This is a genomic window from Streptomyces sp. NPDC058307 (assembly GCF_042880295.1).
In the GTDB taxonomy this organism is placed as follows: domain Bacteria; phylum Actinomycetota; class Actinomycetes; order Streptomycetales; family Streptomycetaceae; genus Streptomyces.
Genome location: NZ_JBHVYZ010000007.1, coordinates 152,378 through 178,014 on the forward strand (window position 1 = coordinate 152,378; position 25,637 = coordinate 178,014).

Annotated in this window: 24 protein-coding genes; 7 read left to right on the forward strand and 17 right to left on the reverse strand. The window is 70.9% G+C overall.

Annotation, left to right across the window (positions count from 1 at the left end):
• Positions 1-134 precede the first annotated feature (134 nt).
• Entirely contained in the window at positions 135-1,487 is a 1,353-nt protein-coding gene (locus ACFVYN_RS08200; protein WP_389994217.1) for a class II 3-deoxy-7-phosphoheptulonate synthase, read from the reverse strand.
• 96 nt (positions 1,488-1,583) lie between these two features.
• Between ACFVYN_RS08200 and ACFVYN_RS08205 the strand changes: the two genes are divergently transcribed.
• Positions 1,584-1,640, forward strand: a complete 57-nt coding sequence (locus ACFVYN_RS08205; protein ID WP_071528813.1) for a trp operon leader peptide — start codon at positions 1,584-1,586, stop codon at positions 1,638-1,640.
• A 109-nt stretch (positions 1,641-1,749) separates the two neighbouring features.
• Positions 1,750-3,606, forward strand: a complete 1,857-nt coding sequence (locus tag ACFVYN_RS08210) for an anthranilate synthase family protein (protein ID WP_389994220.1) — start codon at positions 1,750-1,752, stop codon at positions 3,604-3,606.
• Between the two features lie 11 nt (positions 3,607-3,617).
• Here the strand turns inward: ACFVYN_RS08210 and ACFVYN_RS08215 are convergent, their stop codons facing one another.
• Genes ACFVYN_RS08215 through ACFVYN_RS08230 form a run of 4 tightly spaced genes read right to left on the reverse strand, consistent with a single transcriptional unit; the run spans position 3,618 to position 7,376 of the window.
• Positions 3,618-4,646, reverse strand: a complete 1,029-nt coding sequence (locus tag ACFVYN_RS08215; RefSeq protein WP_389994223.1) for a 6-phosphofructokinase — start codon at positions 4,644-4,646, stop codon at positions 3,618-3,620.
• 53 nt (positions 4,647-4,699) lie between these two features.
• Entirely contained in the window at positions 4,700-5,374 is a 675-nt protein-coding gene (locus tag ACFVYN_RS08220) for a response regulator (RefSeq protein WP_389994226.1), read from the reverse strand.
• Positions 5,371-6,603 carry a MacS family sensor histidine kinase gene (macS, locus tag ACFVYN_RS08225; RefSeq protein ID WP_389994229.1) on the reverse strand — a complete coding sequence of 411 codons (1,233 nt, stop codon included), beginning with the start codon at positions 6,601-6,603 and terminating at the stop codon, positions 5,371-5,373. Before macS ends, ACFVYN_RS08220 begins: the two co-directional genes overlap by 4 nt.
• 38 nt (positions 6,604-6,641) lie before the next feature.
• Entirely contained in the window at positions 6,642-7,376 is a 735-nt protein-coding gene (locus tag ACFVYN_RS08230; RefSeq protein WP_389994232.1) for a lysophospholipid acyltransferase family protein, read from the reverse strand.
• A 144-nt stretch (positions 7,377-7,520) separates the two neighbouring features.
• Here ACFVYN_RS08230 and ACFVYN_RS08235 point away from each other — a divergent pair, with 144 nt between their 5' ends.
• Both ACFVYN_RS08235 and ACFVYN_RS08240 read left to right on the forward strand, forming a co-directional pair.
• Entirely contained in the window at positions 7,521-8,300 is a 780-nt protein-coding gene (locus ACFVYN_RS08235; protein WP_389994235.1) for an alpha/beta hydrolase, read from the forward strand.
• Positions 8,293-8,898 carry a hypothetical protein gene (locus ACFVYN_RS08240; RefSeq protein WP_389994238.1) on the forward strand — a complete coding sequence of 202 codons (606 nt, stop codon included), beginning with the start codon at positions 8,293-8,295 and terminating at the stop codon, positions 8,896-8,898. Before ACFVYN_RS08235 ends, ACFVYN_RS08240 begins: the two co-directional genes overlap by 8 nt.
• A 48-nt stretch (positions 8,899-8,946) precedes the next feature.
• On the opposite strand, the gene ACFVYN_RS08245 is transcribed toward ACFVYN_RS08240, so the two are convergent.
• The 6 genes from ACFVYN_RS08245 to ACFVYN_RS08270 form a co-directional block, all read right to left on the reverse strand.
• Positions 8,947-9,654, reverse strand: coding sequence for an endonuclease/exonuclease/phosphatase family protein (locus ACFVYN_RS08245; protein WP_389994240.1), 708 nt, complete (start codon positions 9,652-9,654; stop codon positions 8,947-8,949).
• Positions 9,655-9,741: 87 nt separating this feature from the next.
• On the reverse strand, positions 9,742-10,695 hold the full coding sequence (locus ACFVYN_RS08250) for an ROK family glucokinase (RefSeq protein WP_389994243.1): 954 nt from the start codon (positions 10,693-10,695) through the stop codon (positions 9,742-9,744).
• A 67-nt stretch (positions 10,696-10,762) separates the two neighbouring features.
• Complete coding sequence (locus ACFVYN_RS08255; RefSeq protein ID WP_389994246.1) at positions 10,763-11,242, reverse strand: DUF5304 domain-containing protein; 480 nt, start codon at positions 11,240-11,242, stop codon at positions 10,763-10,765.
• A 57-nt stretch (positions 11,243-11,299) separates the two neighbouring features.
• Positions 11,300-12,457, reverse strand: a complete 1,158-nt coding sequence (locus tag ACFVYN_RS08260) for an ArsA family ATPase (protein WP_389994248.1) — start codon at positions 12,455-12,457, stop codon at positions 11,300-11,302.
• 165 nt (positions 12,458-12,622) lie between these two features.
• Complete coding sequence (locus ACFVYN_RS08265) at positions 12,623-13,063, reverse strand: SRPBCC family protein (protein ID WP_389994250.1); 441 nt, start codon at positions 13,061-13,063, stop codon at positions 12,623-12,625.
• Between the two features lie 83 nt (positions 13,064-13,146).
• On the reverse strand, positions 13,147-13,902 hold the full coding sequence (locus tag ACFVYN_RS08270; protein WP_389994307.1) for a metallophosphoesterase: 756 nt from the start codon (positions 13,900-13,902) through the stop codon (positions 13,147-13,149).
• Positions 13,903-14,238: 336 nt separating this feature from the next.
• On the opposite strand from ACFVYN_RS08270, the gene ACFVYN_RS08275 reads away from it, so the two are divergent.
• A complete protein-coding gene (locus tag ACFVYN_RS08275) occupies positions 14,239-16,035 on the forward strand; it encodes an AMP-dependent synthetase/ligase (RefSeq protein WP_389994253.1) in 1,797 nt (598 codons plus the stop codon).
• Positions 16,036-16,054: 19 nt separating this feature from the next.
• Here ACFVYN_RS08275 and ACFVYN_RS08280 read toward each other — a convergent pair whose 3' ends face one another.
• Entirely contained in the window at positions 16,055-17,635 is a 1,581-nt protein-coding gene (locus tag ACFVYN_RS08280) for a GMC oxidoreductase (protein WP_389994256.1), read from the reverse strand.
• Positions 17,636-17,718: 83 nt separating this feature from the next.
• A complete protein-coding gene (locus ACFVYN_RS08285; RefSeq protein WP_389994259.1) occupies positions 17,719-18,873 on the reverse strand; it encodes a glycosyltransferase family 4 protein in 1,155 nt (384 codons plus the stop codon).
• Between the two features lie 132 nt (positions 18,874-19,005).
• On the opposite strand from ACFVYN_RS08285, the gene ACFVYN_RS08290 reads away from it, so the two are divergent.
• Positions 19,006-20,247 carry a glycosyltransferase 87 family protein gene (locus ACFVYN_RS08290; protein ID WP_389994262.1) on the forward strand — a complete coding sequence of 414 codons (1,242 nt, stop codon included), beginning with the start codon at positions 19,006-19,008 and terminating at the stop codon, positions 20,245-20,247.
• Here ACFVYN_RS08290 and ACFVYN_RS08295 read toward each other — a convergent pair.
• Positions 20,205-21,512, reverse strand: a complete 1,308-nt coding sequence (locus tag ACFVYN_RS08295) for an MATE family efflux transporter (protein WP_389994264.1) — start codon at positions 21,510-21,512, stop codon at positions 20,205-20,207. The genes ACFVYN_RS08290 and ACFVYN_RS08295 overlap by 43 nt on opposite strands.
• Positions 21,513-21,603: 91 nt before the next feature.
• Between ACFVYN_RS08295 and ACFVYN_RS08300 the strand changes: the two genes are divergently transcribed.
• Positions 21,604-22,134, forward strand: a complete 531-nt coding sequence (locus ACFVYN_RS08300; RefSeq protein WP_389994265.1) for a PadR family transcriptional regulator — start codon at positions 21,604-21,606, stop codon at positions 22,132-22,134.
• Here ACFVYN_RS08300 and ACFVYN_RS08305 read toward each other — a convergent pair.
• The 3 genes from ACFVYN_RS08305 to ACFVYN_RS08315 form a co-directional block, all read right to left on the reverse strand.
• On the reverse strand, positions 22,122-23,315 hold the full coding sequence (locus ACFVYN_RS08305) for a hypothetical protein (RefSeq protein ID WP_389994268.1): 1,194 nt from the start codon (positions 23,313-23,315) through the stop codon (positions 22,122-22,124). The two genes, ACFVYN_RS08300 and ACFVYN_RS08305, sit on opposite strands and share 13 nt — an antisense overlap.
• 33 nt (positions 23,316-23,348) lie before the next feature.
• Positions 23,349-24,365, reverse strand: coding sequence for an NlpC/P60 family protein (locus ACFVYN_RS08310; protein WP_389994270.1), 1,017 nt, complete (start codon positions 24,363-24,365; stop codon positions 23,349-23,351).
• A 224-nt stretch (positions 24,366-24,589) separates the two neighbouring features.
• Entirely contained in the window at positions 24,590-25,624 is a 1,035-nt protein-coding gene (locus tag ACFVYN_RS08315) for an NlpC/P60 family protein (protein ID WP_389994273.1), read from the reverse strand.
• Positions 25,625-25,637: the final 13 nt, after the last annotated feature.

Consider the following 25,637-nt stretch of genomic DNA (forward strand, 5'->3'; position numbering starts at 1 on the left):
CGGGTTCCACCTCCCGCCGATATCGATAAGTAAAACCTACCCTTCCCGGGCGCTCAGCACCCCAAAATGGGCGGGGGGGCGCGGATCGTATGTGATCCGCGCCCCACTTTATGTCCCGGTAACAGGCGAACCCGTCACTGGTCCCTGTACATCTCCGCGACGAGGAATGCCAGGTCGAGCGACTGGCTGCGGTTGAGCCGCGGGTCGCAGGCCGTCTCGTAGCGCTGGTGCAGATCGTCGACGAAGATCTCGTCGCCGCCGCCCACGCACTCGGTGACGTCGTCGCCGGTGAGCTCGACGTGGATGCCGCCCGGGTGGGTGCCGAGGCCCTTGTGGACCTCGAAGAAGCCCTTGACCTCGTCGAGCACGTCGTCGAAGCGGCGGGTCTTGTGGCCGGAGGCCGCCTCGTAGGTGTTGCCGTGCATCGGGTCGGTGATCCAGGCGACGGTCGCGCCGGAGGCGGTGACCTTCTCGACCAGCTCGGGCAGCTTGTCGCGGACCTTGTCGGCGCCCATGCGGACGATGAAGGTCAGCCGGCCGGGCTCACGGTCGGGGTCCAGGCGCTCGATGTACTGCAGCGCCTCCTCGGCCGTGGTCGTCGGACCGAGCTTGATGCCGATCGGGTTGCGGATCTGCGAGGCGAACTCGATGTGCGCGCCGTCCAGCTGCCGGGTGCGCTCACCGATCCACACCATGTGCGCCGAGACGTCGTACAGCCGCCCGGTGCGCGAGTCGACGCGGGTGAGCGCCGACTCGTAGTCCAGCAGCAGCGCCTCGTGCGAGGAGTAGAACTCGACGGTCTTGAACTCCTCCGGGTCGGTCCCGCAGGCCCGCATGAAGTGCAGCGCCTGGTCGATCTCCCGGGCCAGCTGCTCGTAGCGCTGGCCCGAGGGGGACGACTTCACGAAGTCCTGGTTCCAGGCGTGCACCTGGCGCAGGTCGGCGTAGCCGCCGGTGGTGAAGGCGCGCACCAGGTTGAGCGTGGAGGCGGAGGCGTTGTACATCCGCTTCAGACGCTCGGGGTCCGGGATGCGGGCCTTCTCGTTGAACTCGAAGCCGTTGACGGAGTCGCCCCGGTAGGTCGGCAGCGTCACGCCGTCGCGGGTCTCGGTGCCCTTGGAGCGCGGCTTGGAGTACTGGCCGGCGATCCGGCCGACCTTGACGACCGGCACCGAGGCGGCGTACGTCAGCACCGCGCCCATCTGGAGCAGGGTCTTGAGCTTGTTGCGGATGTGGTCCGCGGACACGCCGTCGAAGGCCTCGGCGCAGTCGCCGCCCTGGAGCAGGAACGCCTCTCCCTTGGCGACGGCCGCCAACCGGGCGCGCAGCTGGTCGCACTCGCCCGCGAAGACGAGCGGCGGATACGACTCGAGGTCCGCGATCACTGCGCGCAGAGCCTCGGTGTCGGGGTACTCGGGCTGCTGCGCCGCGGGCAGGTCTCGCCAGGTGTTGCCAGCGCTGGCGCTGGTCTTAGCGTTCACGGTCACGACCTCAACATTACGGGGTCGTGTCATGGCTCCCGAGCCATGCCCAGGAAATGAGACACGGGGTACAAGGGTCGGACATGGGATAGGGTGCGTCGCATGTTCGCGCACTCGACCCAGAACTGGTGGTGGACCGCTCATCCGGCGGCCCACTGACTGCGCGTACGCAAGACTTCGCGAAGGCCGCCCGAGGGGCGGCCTTCGGCGTTTCCGGGGTCGTTCCTCACCGACATCGAGTCATCGATTCATCGAGAGCTGAGGACCCATGGACCTGACACACCTGCTGGACGACGACCGCCCCTTCGCCCTGCTCCGCCGCCGCACCCCCGGCCACGACGAGAGCACGGTGGAGCTGCTGCTCGGCCCCGTCAGCACCTACGACCGTCTCGCCGACCTCCCCGACGAGGGGCTGGCGCTGGTCCCCTTCCGCCAGATCCGCGAGCGCGGCTTCGACGTGCGGGACGACGGGACCCCGCTCGCGGTGCTGACGCCCGAGGAGACGCACTCGCTGTCCCTGCGGGAGGTCCTCGATCAACTTCCCACGCACGATGTCCGTGTCGAGAACGGCGGCTTCGACGTCCCCGACGAGGAGTACGCCGGGATCGTCGGGCGGGTCCTGCACGAGGAGATCGGGCGCGGCGAGGGTGCCAACTTCGTGATCCGGCGGACGTACGAGGGTGAGATCCCGGGGTTCTCCCGCGCGGACGCCCTCGCGCTGTTCCGGCGGCTCCTGGTGGGCGAGCGGGGCGCGTACTGGACCTTCGTCGTCCACACCGGCGAACGCACCCTGGTCGGCGCGAGCCCCGAGGTGCACGTCCGGATGAGCGGCGGGACCGTCGTCATGAACCCGATCAGCGGGACGTACCGCTATCCCGCCGAGGGACCCACCCCCGAGCACCTGCTCGGCTTCCTCGCCGACGGCAAGGAGATCGAGGAGCTGTCGATGGTCGTCGACGAGGAGCTCAAGATGATGTGCACGGTCGGTGACATGGGCGGGGTCGTCATCGGGCCCCGGCTCAAGGAGATGGCCCACCTCGCGCACACCGAGTACGAACTGCGCGGGAAGTCCTCGCTGGACGTGCGGGAGGTGCTCAGGGAGACGATGTTCGCGGCCACGGTGACCGGCTCTCCGGTGCAGAACGCCTGCCGGGTCATCGAGCGGCACGAGGTCGGGGGGCGCGGCTACTACGCCGGCGCGCTGGCCCTGCTCGGCCGGGATTCCGGCGGGGCGCAGACCCTCGACTCCCCCATCCTCATTCGCACCGTCGACATCGGCGCCGACGGCCGCCTCAAGGTCCCCGTCGGCGCGACCCTCGTGCGCGGTTCGGACCCGGCGAGCGAGGTCGCGGAGACCCACGCGAAGGCGGCGGGGGTGCTGGCGGCTCTCGGCGTACGGCCGTCCCGGCCCCGCGCGGAGCACGCGCGCGTGCGTCTCGCCGACGACCCACGCGTGCGTGCCGCGCTCGACGGGCGGCGCACCAGCCTCGCCCCGTTCTGGCTGCGGATGCAGGAGCGGTCGGACGACCTCGAAGGGCACGCCCTCGTCGTCGACGGCGAGGACACGTTCACCTCGATGCTCGCGCATGTGCTGCGCTCGGGCGGGCTGGACGTGACCGTGAGGCGCTATGACGAACCGGGCCTCACGGACGCCGTACGCGCGCACGAGGGGCCCCTCGTGCTCGGCCCCGGTCCCGGCGACCCGTCCGATCTCCAGGATCCCAAGATGCGGTTCCTGCGTGCCCTGACCGCCGAAGTGCTCCGCGATCACCGGCACGGCGTGCTCGGTGTCTGCCTCGGGCACGAGCTGATCGCGGCCGAGCTGGGCCTGGAGATCGTACGGAAGGACGTGCCGTACCAGGGGGCGCAGACGAGCGTCGACCTGTTCGGGCGGCCGGAGACGGTCGGCTTCTACAACAGCTTCGTGGCGCACTGCGACGACGAGACGGCGACCGAACTGGCCGCGCACGAGATCGAGATCAGCCGGGCGGACAACGGAGAGGTGCACGCCCTGCGCGGCCCCGGTTTCGCTGGCGTCCAGTTCCACCCGGAGTCGGTCCTGACCCTGAACGGCGCCGTCGTCGTACGGGAGTTGGTGAGGCAGCTGCGCCGCACGCCCGTGTGAGGCGGCCGGCGTCAGCCGAAGAACACCCCCACCTCCTCGTACAGCTTGGGATCCACCGTCTTCAGCTGCGCCGTCGCCTCCGCGATCGGTACCCGCACGATGTCGGTGCCGCGCAGGGCGACCATCTTGCCGAAGTCGCCGTCGCGGACGGCGTCGATGGCGTGCAGCCCGAAGCGGGTGGCGAGCCAGCGGTCGAAGGCGCTGGGGGTGCCGCCCCGCTGGATGTGCCCGAGGACGGTCGTGCGGGCCTCCTTGCCGGTGCGCTTCTCGATCTGCTTGGCCAGCCACTCGCCCACCCCGGACAGCCGCACGTGTCCGAAGGAGTCGAGCGACTCGTCCTTGAGGACCGCGTCACCGTCCTTCGGCATGGCGCCCTCGGCGACGACCACGATCGGGGCGTACGACGCCCGGAAGCGGGAGGTGATCCAGGCGCACACCTGCTCGATGTCGAAGCGCTGCTCGGGGATGAGGATGACGTTGGCGCCGCCCGCGAGGCCGGAGTGCAGGGCTATCCAGCCCGCGTGGCGGCCCATCACCTCGCAGACCAGGACGCGCATATGGGACTCGGCGGTGGTGTGCAGCCGGTCGATGGCCTCGGTGGCGATGCCGACCGCGGTGTCGAAGCCGAAGGTGTAGTCGGTCGCGGAGAGGTCGTTGTCGATGGTCTTCGGCACGCCGACGCAGGGCACACCGTGGTGGTCGGACAGTTCGGCGGCCACACCCAGGGTGTCCTCGCCGCCGATGGCGATGAGCGCCTCGATCTCCCGCGCGGCCAGGTTCTCCTGGATCCGGCGGATGCCGTCCTCCTGTTTCAGCGGGTTCGTGCGGGAGGAACCGAGGATGGTGCCGCCGCGGGGCAGGATGCCGCGCACGGCCGGGATGTCGAGACGTACGGTGCGGTCCTCCAGTGGTCCTCGCCAGCCGTCCCGGAAGCCGGTGAAGTCATAGCCGTACTCCTGTACGCCCTTGCGGACTATGGCCCGGATGACGGCGTTGAGGCCGGGGCAGTCGCCGCCTCCGGTCAGTACTCCGACGCGCATGGAAAGGTCCCTTCGCCGCAGGTGCCTGACGAAGGGTCAGTGTGACGCGCGTCTCACTCGTCGTCGAGACCTCGTTCAATGGCGTACCGGACGAGCTCGACCCTGTTGTGCAGTTGCAGCTTTCCGAGCGTGTTCTGGACGTGGTTCTGGACCGTGCGGTGGGAGATGACCAGACGTTCGGCGATCTGCTTGTAGCTCAGCCCCTTGGCGACCAGCCGCAGCACCTCGGTCTCGCGCTCGGTGAGCTGCGGGGCCCTGGGCTGGTCGGGGTCGGTGGTGGGCGCCGGGTCGGTGGCCAGGCGCCGGTACTCGCCGAGGACCAGTCCGGCGAGGCCGGGCGTGAAGACGGGGTCGCCGACGGCCGTGCGGCGGACCGCGTCCAGGAGTTCCTCGGTCGACGCCGACTTCAGCAGATAGCCGGTCGCTCCCGACTTCACGGCCTCCAGTACGTCGGCGTGCTCGCCGCTCGCCGACAGCACGAGGACGCGCAGGGCCGGGTTGTGCCCGACGAGCTCCTTGCAGACCTGGACGCCGGGCTTCACTGGCAGGTTCAGGTCGAGCACCAGCACGTCGGGCCCGGCGGCCTTGGCCCGGCGTACGGCCTGGTCGCCGTCGCTCGCCGTGGCGACCACGTCGAAGCCGGACTCGGCCAGGTCCCGGGCGACCGCGTCGCGCCACATGGGGTGGTCGTCGACCACCATGACCCTGATCGGACCCTTGTCGCTCATCGCTGTACTGCCTTCCCCCGTGAGACCTTCGGTACCTTCAGTTCGACCTCCGTGCCCTGCCCCGGAGGCGAGATCAGCTCGGCGCTGCCGCCGAGCTCGCGCAGCCGGCCCCGGATCGACAGGGCCACCCCGAGCCGCCCCTCGCCCTCGGCCTGCGCGAGCCGTCCTTCGGGGATGCCGGGTCCGTCGTCCCGTACGGTCACGATCACCTCGTCGGGTTCGTCCTCGACGAGGATCCACGCACGCGCGTGCTCACCGGCGTGCCGGTCGACGTTGTCCAGGGCGGCCCCGACGGCCGCGGCCAGCTCGCGCGCGGCGGGCGGGGGCAGCGGGACGGGGGCGCCGGGCTCGACGAGGGAGACCTTCGCCGAGGCGTACGGGGCGAGCAGCGCGCGCAGGTCGAGCGGACCGGTCCCGTCCGGCCCGTCGTCGTCCCGCTCGTCGTCGACGACGTGGACGACCGCACCCTGGGCCGCGTCCTGCGAGACCCGGGAGACGGACGTCAGCCCGCCGGAGACCAGGGTGCGCAGCGCCACCTCCTGCTCGCCGGCCATCCGGCCCAGCTCGGCCGCCTCACCGCCCAGGACCGCGCCCCGGCGCTGCACCATGGCGAGCACCTGGAGGACGCTGTCGTGGATGTCCCGGGCGAGGCGCTCGCGTTCCCGGGTCGCCGCCTCGATCTCCAGGGCGCGGGCGAGGGTGCGCTCGGAGGCGCGGGCGACCTCGACGACGTAGCCGATGGCGATGGAGGCGACCCAGACGAGGATCACGTTGTGAATGGTGTCGCGGGCCGGCTGGCCGCGCTCGATGAGGTTGGCGACGGCGACCGGCGTGGAGGCGAGCGCGGCCCAGCGCCAGCCGCCCTTGATGGCGAAGGCGAGGACGGAACCGGCGGTCCATATCGACGGCAGGGTGGGGCCGCCGCTGTCGATGTGGTGGTCGTTGACGACGAGCGGGGTCAGCACGATCCCGGTGAGCGCGATCGCCAGGTCGACAGCGAGGAATCGCTTGGTGCAGGCGGCCGCGTTCTGGACGAAGGGCAGCGTGACGAGCGTCCAGACGCACAGGACGACGTAGTAGGTGATGGCGATGCCGGGCCGGTCGTACTCGTCGTACCGCGTGGCGAAGAGGCCGACCGCGTACAGCATGGTGAGCACCCGGTACCCGGTCAGCGCCCGCCACAGCGGCTGCTCGACCGACATGCGCATGACTCGTACTTGTTTGGCCATCTCCCCCACCCCCGGCCCGGACTGCGTGTCCCAGGATCCTAGGGCTTGTCCTTGTCGGCCTTCGCGACAGCGGCCTTGGCGGCCTTCGCCGCGTCCGAGATCCGCCGCTTGGCGGCGGTCGCGTAGATGTCGACGTACTCCTGGCCGGAGAGCTTCATGATCTCGTACATGACCTCGTCGGTCACCGCGCGGAGTACGAAACGGTCGTGCTCCATGCCCTGGTAGCGGCTGAAGTCCAGCGGCTCGCCGATGCGGATGCCCGGCCGCATCAGCTTGGGCATGACCTTGCCGGGCGGCTGGATCTTCTCGGTGTCGATCATGGCGACCGGGATGACCGGGGCGCCGGAGGCGAGCGCCACGCGCGCGAGGCCGCCGGGCTTGCCGCGGTACAGGCGGCCGTCGGGGGAGCGGGTGCCCTCGGGGTAGATGCCGAACAGCTCACCGCGCTCCAGCACGTCGAGGCCGCTCCTGATGGCCGCCTCGCCCGCGCCGCGCGCGCCTGAGCGGTCCACCGGGAGCTGGCCCACGCCCTTGAAGAAGGCGGCCGTGAGGCGGCCCTTCACCCCGGGCGTGGTGAAGTACTCGGCCTTCGCGATGAAGGTGACCTTGCGGTCGAGGACCGCGGGCAGGAAGAACGAGTCGGAGAACGACAGGTGGTTGCTTGCCAGGATCGCCGGTCCCTCGGCGGGAATGTTCTCCATTCCTTCCACCCAGGGCCTGAAGGCGACCTTCAGCGGCCCACCGATGGCGACCTTCATCGTGCCGTACAACAACCGAGTGCCTCCTGTGTTCGTCGTTCAGACCTTAACCCGGAGGCCTGTCAAACAGACCGACGGCCCTGGTCGGTGTCAGTGCGGTCGCGTACGGTGAACCTCACCTGGACTTGCTCACGCTTCTTTCATGAACAGGAGACCTAGGTGCCGGTCCTCCCCGGAGCCGAGCCGTTCCGCCATGAGGGCGGGGAGGCCGGTGTCCTTCTCTGCCACGGCTTCACCGGTTCCCCCCAGTCGCTGCGGCCCTGGGCCCAGCACCTCGCCGACCGCGGTCTGACGGTCTCCCTGCCGCTGCTGCCCGGTCACGGCACCCGCTGGCAGGACATGGCGCTCACCGGCTGGCAGGACTGGTACGCCGAGGTGGACCGCGAGCTGCGTGCCCTGAGCGAGCGCTGCACCTCCGTGTTCGTGGCCGGTCTGTCCATGGGCGGCACCCTGGCCCTCAGGCTGGCCGCCAAGCACGGGGACGCGGTGAGCGGCGTCATCGTCGTCAACCCGGCGAACCGCATGCACGGGCTTGCCCCCTACGCCCTTCCGGTGGCCCGGCACTTCGTGCGTACGGCGCCCGGGATCGCCAGCGACATCAAGAAGGAGGGCAGCGTCGAGCTGGGGTACGACAAGGTGCCGCTGCACGCGGCGCACTCCCTGCGGACCTTCTTCCGCCAGGTCGACGGCGAGCTGCCGCAGGTCACCCAGCCGCTGCTGGTGCTGCGCAGCGCCCAGGACCATGTGGTGCCGGCGGCCGACTCCGCGCGCGTGCTGAGCCGGGTGTCGTCGACGGACGTAACAGAGATCGTGCTGGAACAGAGCTACCACGTGGCGACGTTGGACCATGACGCGGAGCGGATTTTCGACGAGAGCCTCGCGTTCATCGGCCGGCACACCACCGGCATCGGCAGTGAAGGGACGGCCGCCCGTGGCTGAGCACGACTCCGACCGCGAGGACCGCGAGCCGGACGAGCAGGGCGTCCCGTTCGACGAGGAGGCCGCGTGGGCGGCCATCGTCGCCGGGTACGGAGAGGAGCCGAAGGACCCGCCGGGCACGAAGCCGTTCAAGTCGGTCGAGGATCTCGCGCTCCTTGAGACCGAGACGAACGACGAGCCGACGGCCACGCAGACCCAGCCGACGAAGGACGCGCCCAAGAAGGACTCCCCGAAGAGCGACGGGAAGCCGGCGAAGCCGCTGGGCGGTTCCGTCTCCTTCGCGCCCGGTGTCGGGCCGCGTGACTACAGCGCGCCGGAGCCGTCCGAGGACGACTTCGAGGACGACGACGAGGGGCACTTCGTCCCGCCGGAGCCGCCGCCGCTGCCCGCCGCCGACACCACCGCGAAGTTCGCCTGGCTGGGGGTGCTGGGCGGGCCGCTCCTGCTGCTGGTCGCGGTGCTGCTCGGCTGGGAGATGACGTGGTGGCTGGCCACGGCGGGGATCGGCGGCTTCCTGGGCGGCTTCGTCACCCTGGTGACGCGGATGCGGGCGGACGACGAGGACGACGAGAATCCCGGCCGGGGCGCCGTCGTCTAGTCCGGCTCAGCCAGTCCGGCTCAGTCAATCCGGCTCAGCCAGTCCGGCTCAGTGCACGGGGATGTTGAGGGTGGCCAGGACCGGAAGGTGGTCGGTGGCCGCCCTCAGGTCGGTCTCCGTGATGCCGGGCAGGTCCACGGGGACTCCGCAGCCGACCACCTCGATGCCCTTGGTGGCGAAGACCGCGTCGATGCGCCGGTGGGGTTCGGTGCGGGTCCAGGTGTGTTCGGCGCCGGTGGGGCTGATCGCCCAGCAGTCCTGAAGGCTGTCCGCGATGCGGGTGAAGGCGGGTCCTGTGGGGCGCTCGTTGAGGTCGCCGCCCGCGACGGCGTGCTCCACGCCCATGCCGGCGAGGCGGTCGAGGAGCATGCCCGCCTGGTCGTAGCGCTCGTCCTTCTGCAGCGACAGGTGACAGCTCAGCACGCCGATCCGGGCGCCGCCGATTCGTACGACGGCGGTGGCGAAGCCTCGGCGGTGCTGGCCGGGGGTGAGGGGCAGGAGGACGTCCTCGGTGCGCTCCACGGTCGCGCGGAGGTCGCAGAGGATCGCGGGGCCCGCCGCGGATCCGCCTCCGGTGAGGACGACCAGTCCGGTGGCCGACGCCAGCCTTGCCAGCTTCTTGCGCCAGCGGAAGAAGCGGGGGGCTTCCTGGATCAGGACGAGATCCGGCTCGCAGGCCCCGATGACTCGGGCCAGCGCGTCTGTGTCGTCCCGCATCGAGCGGATGTTGTAGCTCAGGACCTTGACCAGAACCATGTGGATCAATTTACGCCCAAGGAGAAGGGGCGTGGGGATCGCGCCCCACGCCCCTGAAGGGGAGCCCCAGAAGAGGAGAAGTCACCCCTACATGACCGGGTCGGGCTCTCTCGCCAGGTCCGCCGCGCCCACCAGGCCCGCCTTGTTGCCCAGTTGGGCGGCGATGACGTCCGCCACCGGACGCCAGTTGCCGCCCACCAGCCAGCGCTTGTAGGACTTGCGGATCGGGTCCAGGACCAGCTCGCCCTCGTCGGAGAGGCCGCCGCCGACGATGAAGGCGGACGGGTCGAACAGGGAGGCCAGGTCCGCGAGGCCCGCGCCGGCCCAGCGGGCGAGCTCACGGTAGGAGTCGACGGCGACCGGGTCGCCCTGACGGGCGGCCATGGAGATGTGCTTGCCCTCGATGCCGTCGGGGCTGCCGTCGCCGAGGCCGAGAAGGATCTCGGCGTTCTCCGGGGTGGCGTTGGCACGCTGCTTGGCGTACCTCACCAGCGCCCGGCCCGACGCGTACTGCTCCCAGCAGCCCTGTGAGCCGCAGCCGCACAGCAGGCCGTCCGGGACCATGCGGATGTGGCCGAACTCGGCCGCCACACCGAAGTGGCCGCGGCGCAGCTTGTTGCCGATGATGATGCCGCCGCCGAGGCCGGTGCCGAGCGTGATGCAGATGACATTGCGGTGGCCCTTGCCGGCACCGAACTTGTACTCGCCCCAGGCGGCCGCGTTGGCGTCGTTCTCCACGACCACCGGGAGGCCCACGCGGGCCTCGACCTTCTCCTTCAGCGGTTCCTGGCGCCAGTCGATGTTCGGCGCGAAGTAGACCGTGGAGCGCTGCCGGTTGACGTATCCGGCTGCCCCGATGCCCACGCCGACGATCTCGTGACCGGCGCGCGCGCCCTCCACCGCCGAGGCGATGGCGTCCACGATGCCCTCCGGCGTGCCCGGGGTCGGCACCGTGTGCGTCGAGAGGATGTTGCCTTCCTCGTCGACCACACCGGCCGCGATCTTCGTGCCGCCGATATCGACGCCGATGGTGAGTCCCATGAATCCCTCAGTTTCGGTCGAGCCCCGCTACGGCCAACCGTACCCGAGGCCCTGCCGTCAGGGGGTTTCAGTCCAAATCGATGCGCTCGCCGCCGGGGCCCGGTTCCTCGCCCCGGTCGCGCAGGGTCTCGTCCCGGCGGCTCCAGCGCTGCTCCTGGGCCTGGACCGCGGAGCGGTACGCCGCGAGGAGTTCGCCGCCGGCGGCCGCGAGGTGGTCGAAGACGTCCGGGTTGCGCTCGATGACCGGCTCGACCGCGGCCCTGGCCTGCTGGACGACCTGCTTGACCACCTGCTGGGCGGCGGGCCCGGCGATGCCCCCGAGGAGCGGGGACTGCAGGCCGGACAGCTTCTCGGCGACGTTGTCGACGAGTTTGCGCAGCTCTTCGGCGGCCGAGCCCGGGGGCGGGCCGTACTGGGTGCGGCGGCGGGCCTTCTCCGCCGCGAGGTCCTCCGCGACCGCCGTCGCCCACGCGTCGGCGTCGGTCGCCCGTACCTCGTCCACGGCCTCGTTCGGCTCGGCGTCGGACGGGGGGAGCTCTTCGCTCATGACGGACTCCTGACTACGGTTCGTCCCTACGACGTTACCCGAATGGGCGTACGTGGTTCACGGGGTGCGGGGCCACAGATCCGGGTCCGGCGCGAACCGGATCCGCAGCTCGCCCTCGCGCAGGGCGGCCCCGGCGACGGTGCAACGGCGCAGGGCCGAGGGCAGCGGGACGATCCGGCGGAACTGCCCCGCCCTGACGAGGAGTTCGTCGCCGCGCCGGATCAGGTCGAGCTCGTCGCGCAGGGCGCCGGGCAGCGGGAGGTGCCACACCAGCACGCCGTCCTCGGCAAGGTGATCGGCGACGGGCCACTCGACCGTGGAGGTCGTGTCGTTGACCACGGGGACCCCGAGCGCGCCGAGGTCGTCGTCGCCGCGCGGGTCGTGGCCCAGATGCGGGACGGCATGGACGTCGTACGACTCCTGCCACTCCTCCAGGGCCTTGCGCTGCTGGGCGACGAGTCCCGCGGGCCAGTCCTCCGGTACGACGCGGTTGGCGACCAGGGTGTCGGGGCGCAGGCCGCGCAGGGCGAGGGCGAGGCTCGCGGCGCGTACCGCGTCGGTGCCGGCGGGGCCGGGTTCGGCGACGAGCCGCACCACGGAGCGCCGGTCGGCGAGGACGGCCTCGACCGCGCCGAGTTCCGTGTCCCAGCGGGCGGCGGTCTCGTACAGCCACTCCGAGGGCATGGGGATGCCGGCGAGCCGTCCGAGGACGGGTCGCAGACCGGCGGCCGCCTGGCGCTCGGCGGGCAGGAGCCGGCGCAGGTAGCGGCGCAGTTCCTCGGGGAGGGAGAGGAGGGCGAGGGCCTGCGGGGTGGGCGGCAGATCCACGACGAGCAGGTCGTGCCGCTCGGACAGGGCCGCGTCGCGCAGGGCGCGCAGGAGGGTGAGCTCCTCGGCGCCGGGCAGCGGGGTGACCTCCTCGGGGTCGAGGCGGGAGGCGCCGAGCAGGTCGAGCACGTGGGAGGCGCGGTCCTGGAAGGCGGCCAGATCGTCCCGGAATCCGGCGGTGGCATCGGGGCGCCAGGCGGTGAGGGTGGGGGTGACCTGGGCGGGGATCGGGCCGGTGGGCACGCCGAGGATCGTGCCGAGGGTGTCGGTGCGGTCGGCACTCAGCACCAGGGTGCGGGTGCCGTTGCCTGCGGCGCGCAGGGCGGTGGCGGCGGCGACCGTCGTACGACCGCTGCCGCCGGGGCCGGTGATCAGGATGGTGCGCATAGGGGTGAACCGTAACGGACACGACGGTTCAGTACGGCGGGGCGTCTTCCGGCTGCGGCCCGGCGGGGGCTGGTCGCGCAGTTCCCCGCGCCCCTCGGTGGGTGCAGTGATCGCCTACCCGGCTGTACCCACCCACCCGCAGCCGACCGCGAACCGGCGAAACCCCTAGCGCTCGGACTCCACCCGCTTCTTCAGCCCCGCCAGCGCCCGATCGATGATGACCTTCTCCGCCTTGCGCTTGATCATGCCGAGCATCGGGATCTTGACGTCGACCGTCAGCAGGTAGGTGACCTCCGTCGCACCTGCGCCCGCCGGCTTCAACAGGTACGAACCGTCCAGCTGCCGCAGCATCTGGGACTTGACCAGCGTCCAGGAGACCTCGTTCTCGCCGGTCCACGTGTAGCCGAGGACCTGGTCGTCCTTGATGGCGCCCGCGTCCATGACCAGCCTGACCTGCTCGGCGCGGCCGGACGCGTCCGTCGACAGGACCTCCGCCTGCTTCACCTCGCCCGTCCAGTCCGGGTAGCGGGCGAAGTCCGCGATCACCGCCATGACGTCGGCAGGCGCAGCTTCGATCGTGATGCTCGAACTGGTATGTTCCGCCATCGCCGTGGCTCCTCCAGATACGGTCCGGTGAGGAAGGGTGGTACGCACGTCTGTGCAGCGTGAAGGCTACCGCGCGGACGGACTCACCATTCCAGCGCCCACGGCTTCCCACTCCCCGCGAAGTGCCCCACGTTCACACACTCGGTCGCCCCGATCCGCATCCGCCGGACCAGGGGCTGGTGGACATGACCGAACAGCGAGTACCGGGGCCGGGTACGGCGGATCGCGGCCAGCAGCGCCCGGCTGCCCCGCTCGAACCGCCGCGCCACCGTGTCGTAGACCAGCTCCGGCACCTCCGGCGGGATGTGCGTGCACAACACGTCCACCTCGCCGACCGCCTCGATCTTCGCCGCGAACTCCTCGTCGCTGATCTCGTACGGCGTGCGCATAGGGGTCCTGAGTCCGCCGCCCACGAAGCCGAACGTCCGGCCGCCGATCTCCACCCGCTCACCGTCCAGCACGGTCGTACCGGGCCCGGCGAATTCCCGCCACAAAGGCGGCATGTCGACATTGCCGTAGGTCGCGTACGTCGGTGTCGGGAACGCGGCGAACATCTCGGCGTACTGCTTGCGCACCGCCTTCTCGATCACCGAGCCCCGGTCGGCACCGATCCCGCCCCACAGCCGGGTCCCGAGTTCGCGGGCCTCCTCGAAACGGCGGGCGGTGCGCAGTTCCACGATGCGGTCCGCGTTCTCCACGCCGAACAGGTCGGGGAAGATGCCGCGCGAGTGGTCGGCGTAGTCCAGGAACAGCACCAGGTCACCGAGACAGATCAGGGCGTCGGCGCCCTCGCCGGCTCGGGCCAGGTCACGGGCGTTGCCGTGCACATCACTGACCACGTGGACGCGTGTCTTCCGGTTTCCCGCCGGTGTGGGTGCCATGACGATCAAGGGTAAGCCTGTGCGGCATACGTGAACAGTGGCGTCCGGCCCTGCGGTTACTGGCCAGTCGGTAAGTAGGTGGACTACTGTGCGCGAAGAAACCCCAATCCGTGTGACGCAGCGAACATCTCGCCGAGACCCCCTGTCGAAGAAGGCATACCGGCGGGTAACGTCCGGGCAGTCCAGTCGTGCTCAGCATTCAACTACCGAATCCCTGAGCACCTGCCCGAGCCTTGGACCGACCGTCGCATCACACAACGTCGTGGCGCCGGCGCCCTATGAGGAGCAGCAGTCTTGCGCGAGTTCAGCCTTCCGGCTTTGTACGAGGTCCCTGCGGACGGCAATCTCACCGATATCGTCCGTAGAAACGCCGCGCAGCATCCCGACGTCGCCGTCATCGCCCGCAAGGTGGGCGGCCAGTGGCAGGACGTGACGGCCACGGCCTTCCTGGCCGAGGTGCACGCCACCGCCAAGGGGCTCATCGCCTCCGGCGTCCAGCCGGGCGACCGGGTCGCCCTGATGTCCCGCACCCGCTACGAGTGGACGCTGCTCGACTTCGCGATCTGGAGCGCGGGCGCGATCACCGTGCCGGTGTACGAGACCAGTTCGCCGGAGCAGATCCAGTGGATCCTCGGCGACTCGGGCGCGACCGCCTGCGTCGTGGAGCTGGACGGTCACACCGCGGCCGTCGAGTCGGTGCGCGACTCGCTGCCCGCCCTGAAGCACGTCTGGCAGATCGAGGGCGGCGGGATCGAGGAGCTGGCCCGCGCGGGCGAGGACATCAGCGACGCGGCCGTGGAGGAGCGCAGCTCGCTGGCGAAGGCCGACGACCCGGCGACCATCGTCTACACCTCCGGCACCACCGGCCGTCCCAAGGGCTGTGTGCTCACCCACCGCAGCTTCTTCGCGGAGTGCGGCAACATCGTGGAGCGGCTGCGCCCGCTGTTCCGCACCGGCGAGTGCTCGGTCCTGCTGTTCCTGCCGCTCGCGCACGTCTTCGGCCGGCTGGTGCAGATCGCGCCGATGATGGCGCCGATCAAGCTGGGCATGGTCCCGGACATCAAGCAGCTCACCGACGAACTGGCGTCCTTCCGGCCGACACTGATCCTCGGCGTCCCGCGCGTCTTCGAGAAGGTCTACAACTCGGCGCGCGCCAAGGCGCAGGCGGACGGCAAGGGCAAGATCTTCGACAAGGCCGCCGACACGGCGATCGCCTACAGCAAGGCCCTGGACACCCCGTCGGGCCCGTCGCTCGGTCTGAAGATCAAGTACAGGACGTTCGACAAACTGGTCTACAGCAGGCTGCGGGCCGTGCTGGGCGGTCGTGGCGAGTACGCGATCTCCGGCGGTGCCCCGCTGGGCGAGCGCCTGGGGCACTTCTTCCGCGGTATCGGCTTCACGGTCCTGGAGGGCTACGGCCTGACCGAGTCCTGTGCCGCGACCGCGTTCAACCCCTGGGACCGTACGAAGATCGGCACCGTCGGGCAGCCGCTGCCGGGCTCGGTGATCCGGATCGCGGACGACGGAGAGGTGCTGCTGCACGGCGAGCACCTGTTCAAGGGCTACTGGAACAACGAGGCCGCGACCGCCGAGGCGCTGACCGACGGCTGGTTCCACACCGGTGACATCGGCACCCTCGACGAGGACGGCTACCTCAGGATCACCGGCCGCAAGAAGGAGATCATCGTCACCGCGGGCGGCAAGAACGTCGCCCCGGCCGTGATCGAGGACCGTATCCGGGCGCACGCGCTGGTCGCGGAGTGCATGGTGGTGGGCGACGGGCGGCCGTTCGTGGGCGCGCTGGTCACCATCGACGAGGAGTTCCTGGGCCGTTGGGCCGAGGAGCACGGCAAGCCGGCGGGTTCCACCGCGGCGTCGCTGGCCGGGGACGCGGACCTGAACGCGGCGATCCAGGCCGCGGTCGACGACGGCAACGCCGCGGTGTCGAAGGCGGAATCGGTGCGGAAGTTCCGCATTCTGTCCTCCCAGTTCACGGAGGAGACGGGCCACCTGACGCCCTCGCTCAAGCTCAAGCGGAACGTGGTGGCGAAGGACTTCGCGGACGAGATCGAGGCGATCTACGCGAAGTAGTACACCTCCTGACCGAGCGTCATGGCGCGGTGTCCTCCACGAGGACCCGCGCCATCGTGCGTTCGGCGAGGGCGGTGATGGTGACGAACGGGTTGACCCCGATGTTGCCGGGGATCAGCGAGCCGTCGGTGACGTAAAGCTTCGAATAGCCCTTCACCCGGCCGTAGTTGTCGGTGGCCCTGCCCAGCACGCAGCCGCCGAGCGGGTGGTAGGTGAAGTCGTCGGCGAAGACCCTGCTGGGGGAGCCGAAGAGGTCGTACCGGTAGATGGTCGAGTTGGCGGAGTTGATCCGGTCGAAGAGCTTCTTGGCCATGCCGGAGGAGACCGAGCTCTGCGCGCTGCTCCAGTCGAGGCTCAGACCGCCGCTGCCGTACGAGAACCTGGCGCGCTGCGGGTTCTTGGTGATCGCCAGATAGAGGCTGACCCAGTGCTCGAGTCCCGTGGGCAAGGGCGCGATCTCGGCGAAGACGGGGTTGTCGGTGTTGGCCCAGTCGTCGATGCCCATGACCGGCATGGTCGACTGGTTGGCGCCGACGGTGTCCCACAGGTGGTTGGCCCGGCCGAGCATCGTGTTGCCGTTGGGTCCCCAGCCGGCCCCGACGCTCGTGTCCAGCGCCGGGAGGGTCCCCGACTGCCGTGACCGAAGCAGGAGTTCACTGGTGCCGAGGCTGCCGCCGCCGAGGAACAGATAGGTGCAGCCGTACTGCTTGGTCTCGACGACCGCGCCGGTGTAGTCGATCCGGTCGGCGGTCAGCACCCAACTGCCGTCGCCCGCCCGGCTGATGCCGGTGACCTTCTCCATGGTGTGGATGGTGACGTTGCCGGTGCCGAGCGCGGACGCCAGATACGTCTTGTCGAGGCTCTTCTTGCCGTGGTTGTTGCCGTAGATGACCTCCTGGCCGAGGGCGGACTTGGTGGCGGTGCCGGCGGCCTCGCGCTGCATGTAGCCGAAGTCGTAGACGCTGGGCACGAAGGTGGTCTTCAGGCCGGTGTTGCCGGCGTGCTTCCGGGAGACCCGGGTGAACTGGTACCACTCGGTCGACTCGAACCAGGCCGGGTCGATCGTGTTGACGCCGAGCATGGCGCGGGCGCGCGGGAAGTACGTGCCGTACATCTCGGCGGTGTCGACGGTCGGGAACTGCTCGGCGAAGTAGGACTGGAGCGGGGTGACCGCCATCGAGCCGTTGACCAGGGAACCGCCGCCGACCCCGCGGCCCACGAAGACGGACATGTTGGGGAAGTGCACCCGGTCCAGGACGCCGGGGTAGGGGTTGACGTCCTTGTTGACGACGTCCAGCCACAGGAAGGTGGCCAGCGGCGCCTCCGTGCGGGAGCGGAACCACATGGAGCGCTGGTCGGGGTTGGCGGTGTTGCAGAAGACGTTGCCGTCGGGTCCGGCGGTGTTCCAGAGCCGGCCCATCTCGAGGACCAGGGTGCGGATGCCGGCCTGGCCGAGGCGCAGGGCGGCGACGGAGGCGCCGTAGCCGGAGCCGACGACGATGGCGGGCGCGGACTCGACCGCGGCGGGCTCGTCCGCACGGGCCGACTCGAGCCCGACTCGGGTGAAGCCGAGAGTGGCCGCCGTCTGGAGGGCGGCCATACCAAGGATCTGACGTCTAGTCAGCTGACGTTGCATCAGTTTTGCTGTCATGCGCGCAGCATCGGCGGATTATCCGCCTCCGGCTAGCCCTTGGTCTGGAGCAATGCCTTCAACTTTTCCGCCAACAAATCCCACCGCCACTTCTCCTCGACCCACTCCCGCCCCCGCTCCCCCATCCGCCTCCGCAGTTCCGCGTCCCCGAGGAGGACGAGGATCCGCTCGGCGGTCTCCTCGACGGACCCGCCCCGCACGACCCACCCGGTCTCGCCGTCGAGCACGGCGTCCGGAGCACCTCCGGAGTCCCCTGCGACGACGGGCAGGCCGGTCGCGGAGGCCTCCAGGTAGACGATCCCGAGCCCCTCGACGTCGAGCCCGCCCCGCCGGGTCCGGCACGGCATCGCGAAGACGTCCCCGGCGCCGTAGTGCGCGGGCAGCTCGGCCCAGGGCACGGCTCCGGTGAAGCGGACGGAGGCGGCGACCCCCGTCTCGTGCGCGAGCCTGCGCAGGCCCTTCTCGTACGGCCCGCCGCCGACGATCAGCAGCACGGCGTCGGGCTCCTTCGCGAGGATCCGCGGCATGGCGAGGATCAGCGTGTCCTGGCCCTTGCGCGGCACGAGCCGGGACACGCACACCACCACCGGCCGCTCCGCCAGCCCCAGCCGCGCCCGCACGGCGTCGCCGCCCGACCCGGGATGGAAGGACTTCTCGTCGACCCCCGGCGGCAACTGCACCATCCGTGCGGCGGCCGCCGGCGTCAGCGCGGCGGCGATCCTGGACCGCGTGTACTCGCCGAGGTAGGTGATCGTGTCGGTGGACTCCCCGATGCGGCCGAGCAGCTGCCGCGCGGCGGGCAGTTGGGCCCACCCCGCCTCGTGCCCGTGGGTCGTGGCCACCAGTCGCCCGGCACCCGCTCTCCTGAGCGCCGGCGCCATCAGCCCGAGCGGCGCGGCCGCCCCGAACCACACCGACGTACAGCCGTGCTCACGCAGCAGCCCGACCGCTCTCCGGGTCGCCCCGGGCGTGGGAAGCAGCATGGTCGTGGAATCCCGTACGACGGTGAACGGCTGCTCGGCGTCGAAGGCGGCGGTCGCCTCGACGCCCTCCCGGCTCCGCTTCCAGGTGGAGGCATAGACGACCAGGCGCTCGGGGTCGAGGCGCAGCGCCATGTTGTGCAGGAACGCCTGGATGCCACCCGGGCGGGGCGGGAAGTCGTTCGTCACGATCAGGGTCTTGTGCATCGCGGCCGAGACTACCGAACCGGCTGCTCACAGCCGGGCGCGGCCACGTTTATGGCACCCTCACAGGAGTGCGGGACATCATGTTCCCCTCAAGTGACCATTTCAGGGCGACGGCGAACGGCAGGGAACCACGTGAAGACGAAGGCCGGGCGGCGGCCCCTGACGTGGCTGCTGCTGACCTGGGGCGTGACCAGGCTGCTGCTCCTGCTCTGGGTCTTCAAGGTGTACGTCTTCCCGGGCCCGGACGTCACCAGTGACGTGTCGGTCATCTACCAGGGCTGGTACGACGTCCTGCGTACCGGAACGTTCCCGCAGTCCGACGTGACCTGGCAGTACCCGCCGGCCGCGGCCCTCGCGATCCTCTCCCCCGCGCTGCTGCCCTTCCTGGAGTACCCGCAGGCCTTCTTCGTCCTTGCCTTCGTCGCCGACCTGGCGGTCCTCCTCCTGCTGCTGTACGCGGGCCTGCGTCCCGGGCGGCGGCTGCGGGGAGCCTGGGTGTGGGTGGCGGGCGTACCTCTGCTCGGCCCGACCGTCTACTCCCGCTACGACGTGATGGTGACCGCGGTGGCGGTCGCGGCGGTGCTCGCGGCCGCCCGGCACCCGAAGGCGGCGGGGGCCCTGGTGGGCTTCGGGGCCATGCTGAAGGTGTGGCCGGCGCTGATCCTGATCGGCGTCCGCAGGCGGAGCGTCTGGGCCTCGGCGGCGGTGGCGGTCGCGGTGGTCGCCGGAGTGTTCTCGGTCGCGATGCCGGGGGCCTTCGCCTTCCTGACCTTCCAGCGGGAGCGCGGCACCGAGGTGGAGTCGCTGGGCTCCCTGGTCTTCCACATCGCCCGCCGCCACGGCTGGTCCGGCTCGGTCCTGCTCAACTACGGCTCGGTCGAGTTCCTCGGCCCCTGGGTGACCGCCGTCAGCACGGCCGCGCTCGCGCTGACCGGCATGGCCTTCGGACTGCTGCTGCTGTGGCGGCTCGCGGCCACCCGGTTCCAGGCGCACACGGCGGCCGACGCGGCGCTGGTGGCGGTGCTGATGTTCACCACCACGAGCCGGGTGATCAGCCCGCAGTACATGGTGTGGCTGGTCGGCCTCGCGGCGGCCTGTCTGTGCTACCGCGCGAGCCGGATGGGCCTGCCGGCCGTCCTGGTGCTGGCGGCGTGCTTCGTGACGGTCCTGGAGTTCCCGATCTGGTTCGCGGACGTCGTGGGAAGCACCCCGCGCGGCATCATCCTCCTGCTCGTACGCAACGGCCTGCTGGTCCTCGCCACGGTCATCGGAATGCGCGAGCTGTGGCGGTCGACGGTCCCGAAACAGACCCCGCCGACCCCGGCACCGGATCAGCCCACGGCTCCGGCCCGCGAGACCTCGACCTCTTCCTGAAGCCGGGCATGCGCCCGCCGGAACATCACCGTCACGACCCCGCACTGAAGGGTCATGGCGAGGGCGAGCGCGAGGCACACGCCGGGCAGGCCAAGGCCCGTGCATCCGTACGCCAGCACCAGCTGGACCGCCGTGCCGGTCAGTGTCACCCGCAGCAGCGCCCGCGCCTGGCCACTGCCCTCGAAGACCCCGCCGAGCGCGATGAAGCACGCCATCAGCAGCAGGTACGGCCCGACGCAGCGCAGGAACAGCACGCCGTCGTGGGCGACTTCGGGGCCCGCGCCGAAGGCGGCCATGATCCAGGGCGCGGTCACGAAGAGCAGCACCGCTGCCAGGAGCCCCACCGCCCCGGACACGACCACCGCCTCCCGCCCGACCGCCCGCCGCGCGTCCTGCCCGGCGCCCCGCAGACGCGCGGTGTGGATCGAGGCGGCCTGCCGCACGGCGTAGAAGGCCATCGTCGCCACGTACATGACCTTGTAGGCGATGGAGTACGCGGCCACCGCCGTCACTCCGAGCCGCGCCACGATCGCGACGAGGACCAGCGCACCTGCCTGACGCACGGTGAAGTCTGCCGCCATGGGCAGCCCGGTGGTGAGCACTCGGCGCAGCAGGATCCCGCCACCGGCAAAGGACCGCAGCAGCGCGTTCCGGCGCACGGCGAGCACCCCCACGCCGAGAGCCACGCCCCGGCACAGCACGGTCGAGGCGGCGGCCCCCCGGACGCCGTAGGCCTGGATCAGGAAGGGATCGCAGACGAGGATCAGTCCGTTCGCGAGGAGGGCGAGCCGCATGGGCGTGCGGGTGTCGCCGGCGCCCTTGAGGATGCCGTCGACGAGCTGCTGGGCGAAGAAGACGGCGATGCCCGGCAGGGAGATCGCGAAGTAGGCGGTGGCCAGGGACACGGCCGGGCCGCCGTCGAGCACCAGCCGGGCCAGCGGCTCGCGGAGCAGGAAGCCGCCCACCGCGACCACCGGCGTCACCAGCGCCCACAGCGCCACGCCGCCGCGCACGGCCGCCCGCACCCCGCCGGGATCCCGTGCGCCCCGGGCGTGCGCCACCAGCACGGTCGTGCCGGAGCCGAAGACGAGCGCGACGCCCAGCAGCACGTTCTCGGTGTTGGTCGCCACGGCCACGGCGGCGACGGCGGACCCGCCGAGCCGGGAGACCCACACGGTGTTGATGACCCCGGCGGCGACGGAGGCCAGGAGGCCGAGGTAGACGGGGCGGGCGAGCGTGACGAGCTCCTCGCGATGGCTGTTCACCGATGAATCCCCCTCGATACGAGCTACCTCGATTAGAGGTAGCTCGAAAAGAGGTACCATGACGCCACTACCCCCGCAAGGAGGAAATGCAGTGCTGGAGCTGTCGATCCTCGGCTTCCTCGCCGAAGAGCCGCTGCACGGCTACGAGCTCAAGGAGCGCATCACGGCGCTCACCGGCCATGTCCGCCCCGTCAGTGACGGGGCGCTCTATCCGGCGATCACGCGGCTCGTCAGGGCGGGGATGCTCGACGAGCGCGCGGAGCCGGGGACGAGCGCGGCGCCGCGGCGGACGCTGTCGCTCACGGCGAGGGGCCGCGAGGACCTCCTGGAGCGGCTGCGGAACCCGAAGCAGGCCGAGATCACCGATCAGGCCCGCTTCAACACCGTCCTCGCGTTTCTACGGCACCTGCCGGACCGGCACGAGCAGGCGGCCGTGCTGCGGCGGCGGCTGGAGTTCCTGGAAACGCCGACGAGCTTTTTCTACGACGGCGGTGAAGCGGTGCGTGCGGAGGAGACGGACGACCTGTTCCGGCAGGGCATGCTGCGGGTGGCGCGGGCGACGAGTCGGGCCGAGCGGGCCTGGCTGGCGGAGGCCGTCGAGCTGTTGGGTCAGTCGAGGTGAGCGCGCAGGTACTCCCGCCACTCGGCGGTGAAGGACTTCAGGTCGGTGTCGAGCACCTTCGCCATGGCCTCCTCCACCGCCCCGGGGCGCTTCTCGTGTGTGCCCACGGACCGGTAGAACGCGCCCAGCTTCGCCTCGCCCCACCGGTCCGCGATCATCCGGCAGGCCATCCAGCCGCCCTCGTAGGACATCGCGAGCCCGGACGCGCTGCCGCTGAAGCCGAAGTCCGCGTCGGACGGCAGGGCCGCGGGCACCCGGCCCGCGGACACGGCCTCCTCCAGCTCCGGCGCGGCCTCGGCCGGGGTGCGCCCGGTGCCCCGGTAGCCGACCCAGTCGGCATACCCCTCCGACAGCCACAGCGGTGTCGCGGCGGTGGTGTCCCCGCGGGTGGCGACATGGGTGGTCTCGTGGGTGAGCACGACCTGCCTGCCCAGGGTGCCGAGCAGGCCGTACGCGTCGGGGTTGACGATGATCCGGTCCGCGGGCGCCTGCGGCGGGGCGCCCGTCTCACCGGTGGTGACGGCCGCGATCCCGCGGTAGGAGGAGGCCGGTGAGCCGAGCAGCCCCGCCATGCCGGCCAGGGACTTCGGTACGAGCACGACGACGTGCCGCGACCAGTGGGTGCCCCAGGCGTCCGACACGGCGGGTACGGCGTGGTCGGCCAGGTCCGCGAAGGAGTGCAGTCTCTCGCCGGACTGGCCGACACCGAGGACGATGCTGTGTCTTCCGCGGACGACGGTCACCTCGCCCTGGTCCCACAACTGCTGCGCGGCCTTCCTGGCGGGCTTCTCCCGGACGACGTACCACTGGCCGGCCGCGTCGAGGGAGAGGTCCAGGGTGCGGGCGACGGTGACGGGGGCCTGGTCGTACCCCTGGACCTGGTAGCGGAGTTCGGCGTCGGCGGTGGCCGTGGCGCCGGTGCGGTGGACGCCGGTGACCTTGTAGGCCCAGGAGGCCAGCGGCACCGCGCTGACGTCCTCGAACCAACTCGCGGCACCCGTCTCGGCGATGGCCGCCTTGTCGCGCTCCAGGACGGCCGCCGCCCGCCGGTCGAGGACGCGCTGCACGTCTGCCCTGGCGGTGTCCATGGCCGTCGGCCGCCCGCCGCAGGCCACCAGCGAGGCGAGCAGCAGGCACAGCACCACCACACCGTGCCTCGACGCCCGCCTTCGACCAGCCATGTTTCCCGATCGTACGGGTATCGCCGCCGTCGGTCAGGGGCGCGTGACCGTCGCCCCCGGCATCATGCCCACCGGGTCGTACCGCACCGGGGCGCCGGGGTACGGGGCGTGGACGACCTGGCCGTTGCCGACGTACATGCCGACATGGCTGGCGTCGCCCCGGTAGGTGACCAGGTCGCCGGGCCGCGCCTGGGAGAGCGGCACCTGGCGCCCGGCGTAGCGCTGGGCCTGCGAGGTGCGCGGGAGGGAGACGCCCGCCTGGGCGTACGACCACTGCATCAGGCCCGAACAGTCGAAGGCGCCCGGCCCGTTGGCGCCCCACACGTACGGCTTGCCGATCGCGGACTGCGCTGCGGCCACGGCGGCGGCCGCCCGGCCCGAGGGCGCGGCGGCACCTGAGAGGTCGGGCATCTCGGAGCGACCGGAGCGGGAGGCCCGGTCGTAGGCGGCGCGCTCGTCGGACGGCAGGGAGTTGAGCAGCGCGCGCGCCCTGGCGAGCTTCCTCTCGACGGTCCGCTTGTGGGAGGCGACGGCCTTGCGGCTCTTCTCCAGTTCGCCGAGCTTGCGGGCCGCCTCACCGCGCTCCTGGGCGAGTTCGCGCATGGCGTCCTGGAGGTCCCTCAGCTCGCCCGCCTGGCGCGCGTTGATCCGGTCGAGGACGGCCGCCTTGTCGAGGTAGTCGTCGGGATCGTCGGAGAACAGCAGCGCGAGGGACGGGTCGAGGCCGCCGGAGCGGTACTGGGCGCCGGCCAGTGAACCGAGCTTCTCCCGCATGGAGTTGATGCGCTCCTGCTGCCGGGCGATCGCGTCCTGTGCGGTGCTGACCTCCTCGCGCAGCGAGTCGGCACGCTCGTCGGCCTTGTTGTAGGCCTCGGTGGCCTGCTCGGCCTGCTCGTAGAGGCGGTCCACCTCGGCCCGGGTGCCTTCGGACGGAGCGGCGGCGGCCGGTACGGCGCCGAGGGCGGCGGCCGCCGCGGACAGCACACACAGAGCGGCACCGGCGCCCCGGTTGAACCCGGACGTCTGGACAAGGCGGCGATGGAACCCCACGGGAAGCCGCGCTCCTTCCACTGGCGGACACAGACGTTCCCCGATGAGGGGAAGCGCGGCCGACAGTAGCCCCGCGGCAGGGGGGTATCCAACGACCTCCGCGGGCACACAACGTGACGCCCCGCCCAAGACGCAGGTCATGGGCGGGGCGCGGAGTCAGTTGTGGTGGTCGTGATTCGCCCGAACGGGCGGCGAGTCGTCGTGATCTTGAGCGGCTACGGGGCTCAGATCCGCACGCCGAACTGGAACGGCATGTTGTTGATCGACTCGTAGCGCACGACCGTGCCGGTGCGCGGGGCGTGGATGACCTGGCCGTTGCCCGCGTACAGGGCGACGTGGTGCAGGTCGTTGTAGAAGATCACCAGGTCGCCGACCTTGAGGTCGCTCATGCTGTAGATGCGCGTGCCGGCGTTGGCCTGGGCCTGGGAGGTGCGCGGGATGGTGATGCCGGCCTGGGCGTAGGCCCAGGAGGTCAGGCCCGAGCAGTCGTAGGAGGCGGTGCCGGTGGCGCCGTAGACGTACGGCTTGCCGAGCTGGGTCTGGGCGGCGTTGAAGGCCGCCTGGGCCCGGGCGGAGGAGGCGGGGGCGTCACCGAGGTCCACGCGCTCGCTCGCGGAGCGGCTGGCGCGGGCGTCGGCGGCGGCGAGGGATGCCTTCTCGGCGGCCGTCAGCGTGTTGAGAAGCTTCTGCGCCTCGGCGAGCTTGCCCTGAACGGACTTCTTCTGCCTGGCCAGTTCGGTGCGGGTGCTCGCGAGGTCCTTGAGCTTCTCGGAGGCCTCGGCGCGGTCCTGGGCCAGCTCGCGCTGCTTCTCCTGGATCTTCTTCAGCGCCTCGACCTGCTGGGAGCTGAGCTGGTCCGCGGTGGACGCCTTGTCCAGGTAGTCGTCCGGGTTCGACGACAGGAAGAGCTGGAGCGAGGAGTCGATGGTGCCGGTGCGGTACTGCGCGGCGGCCGCGAGGCCTATGGAGTCCCGCAGTTCGTTCAGGTCGCCCTGGCCGCGGGCCACGTTGTCCTGGATGGTGGAGATCTCCTTCTGGAGCTTCTCCTGCTTGTCCTTGGCGCCGTTGAGCTTCTCCGTGGCCTGCTCGGCCTGCTCGTACAGGGCGTCGACCTTCGCCTTGACCTCGTCCTTGCTCGGCTTCTCGCTCGGCGCGGCGTTGGCGGCATTGGCACTGAGGGCCACGGCGGCAGCGGCTGCGGTCGTGAGCACGGTCACGCGCGTACGGCTCGGCTGCTTGGGTCGACGGTGGGACGCCACGGAGGTGAACTCC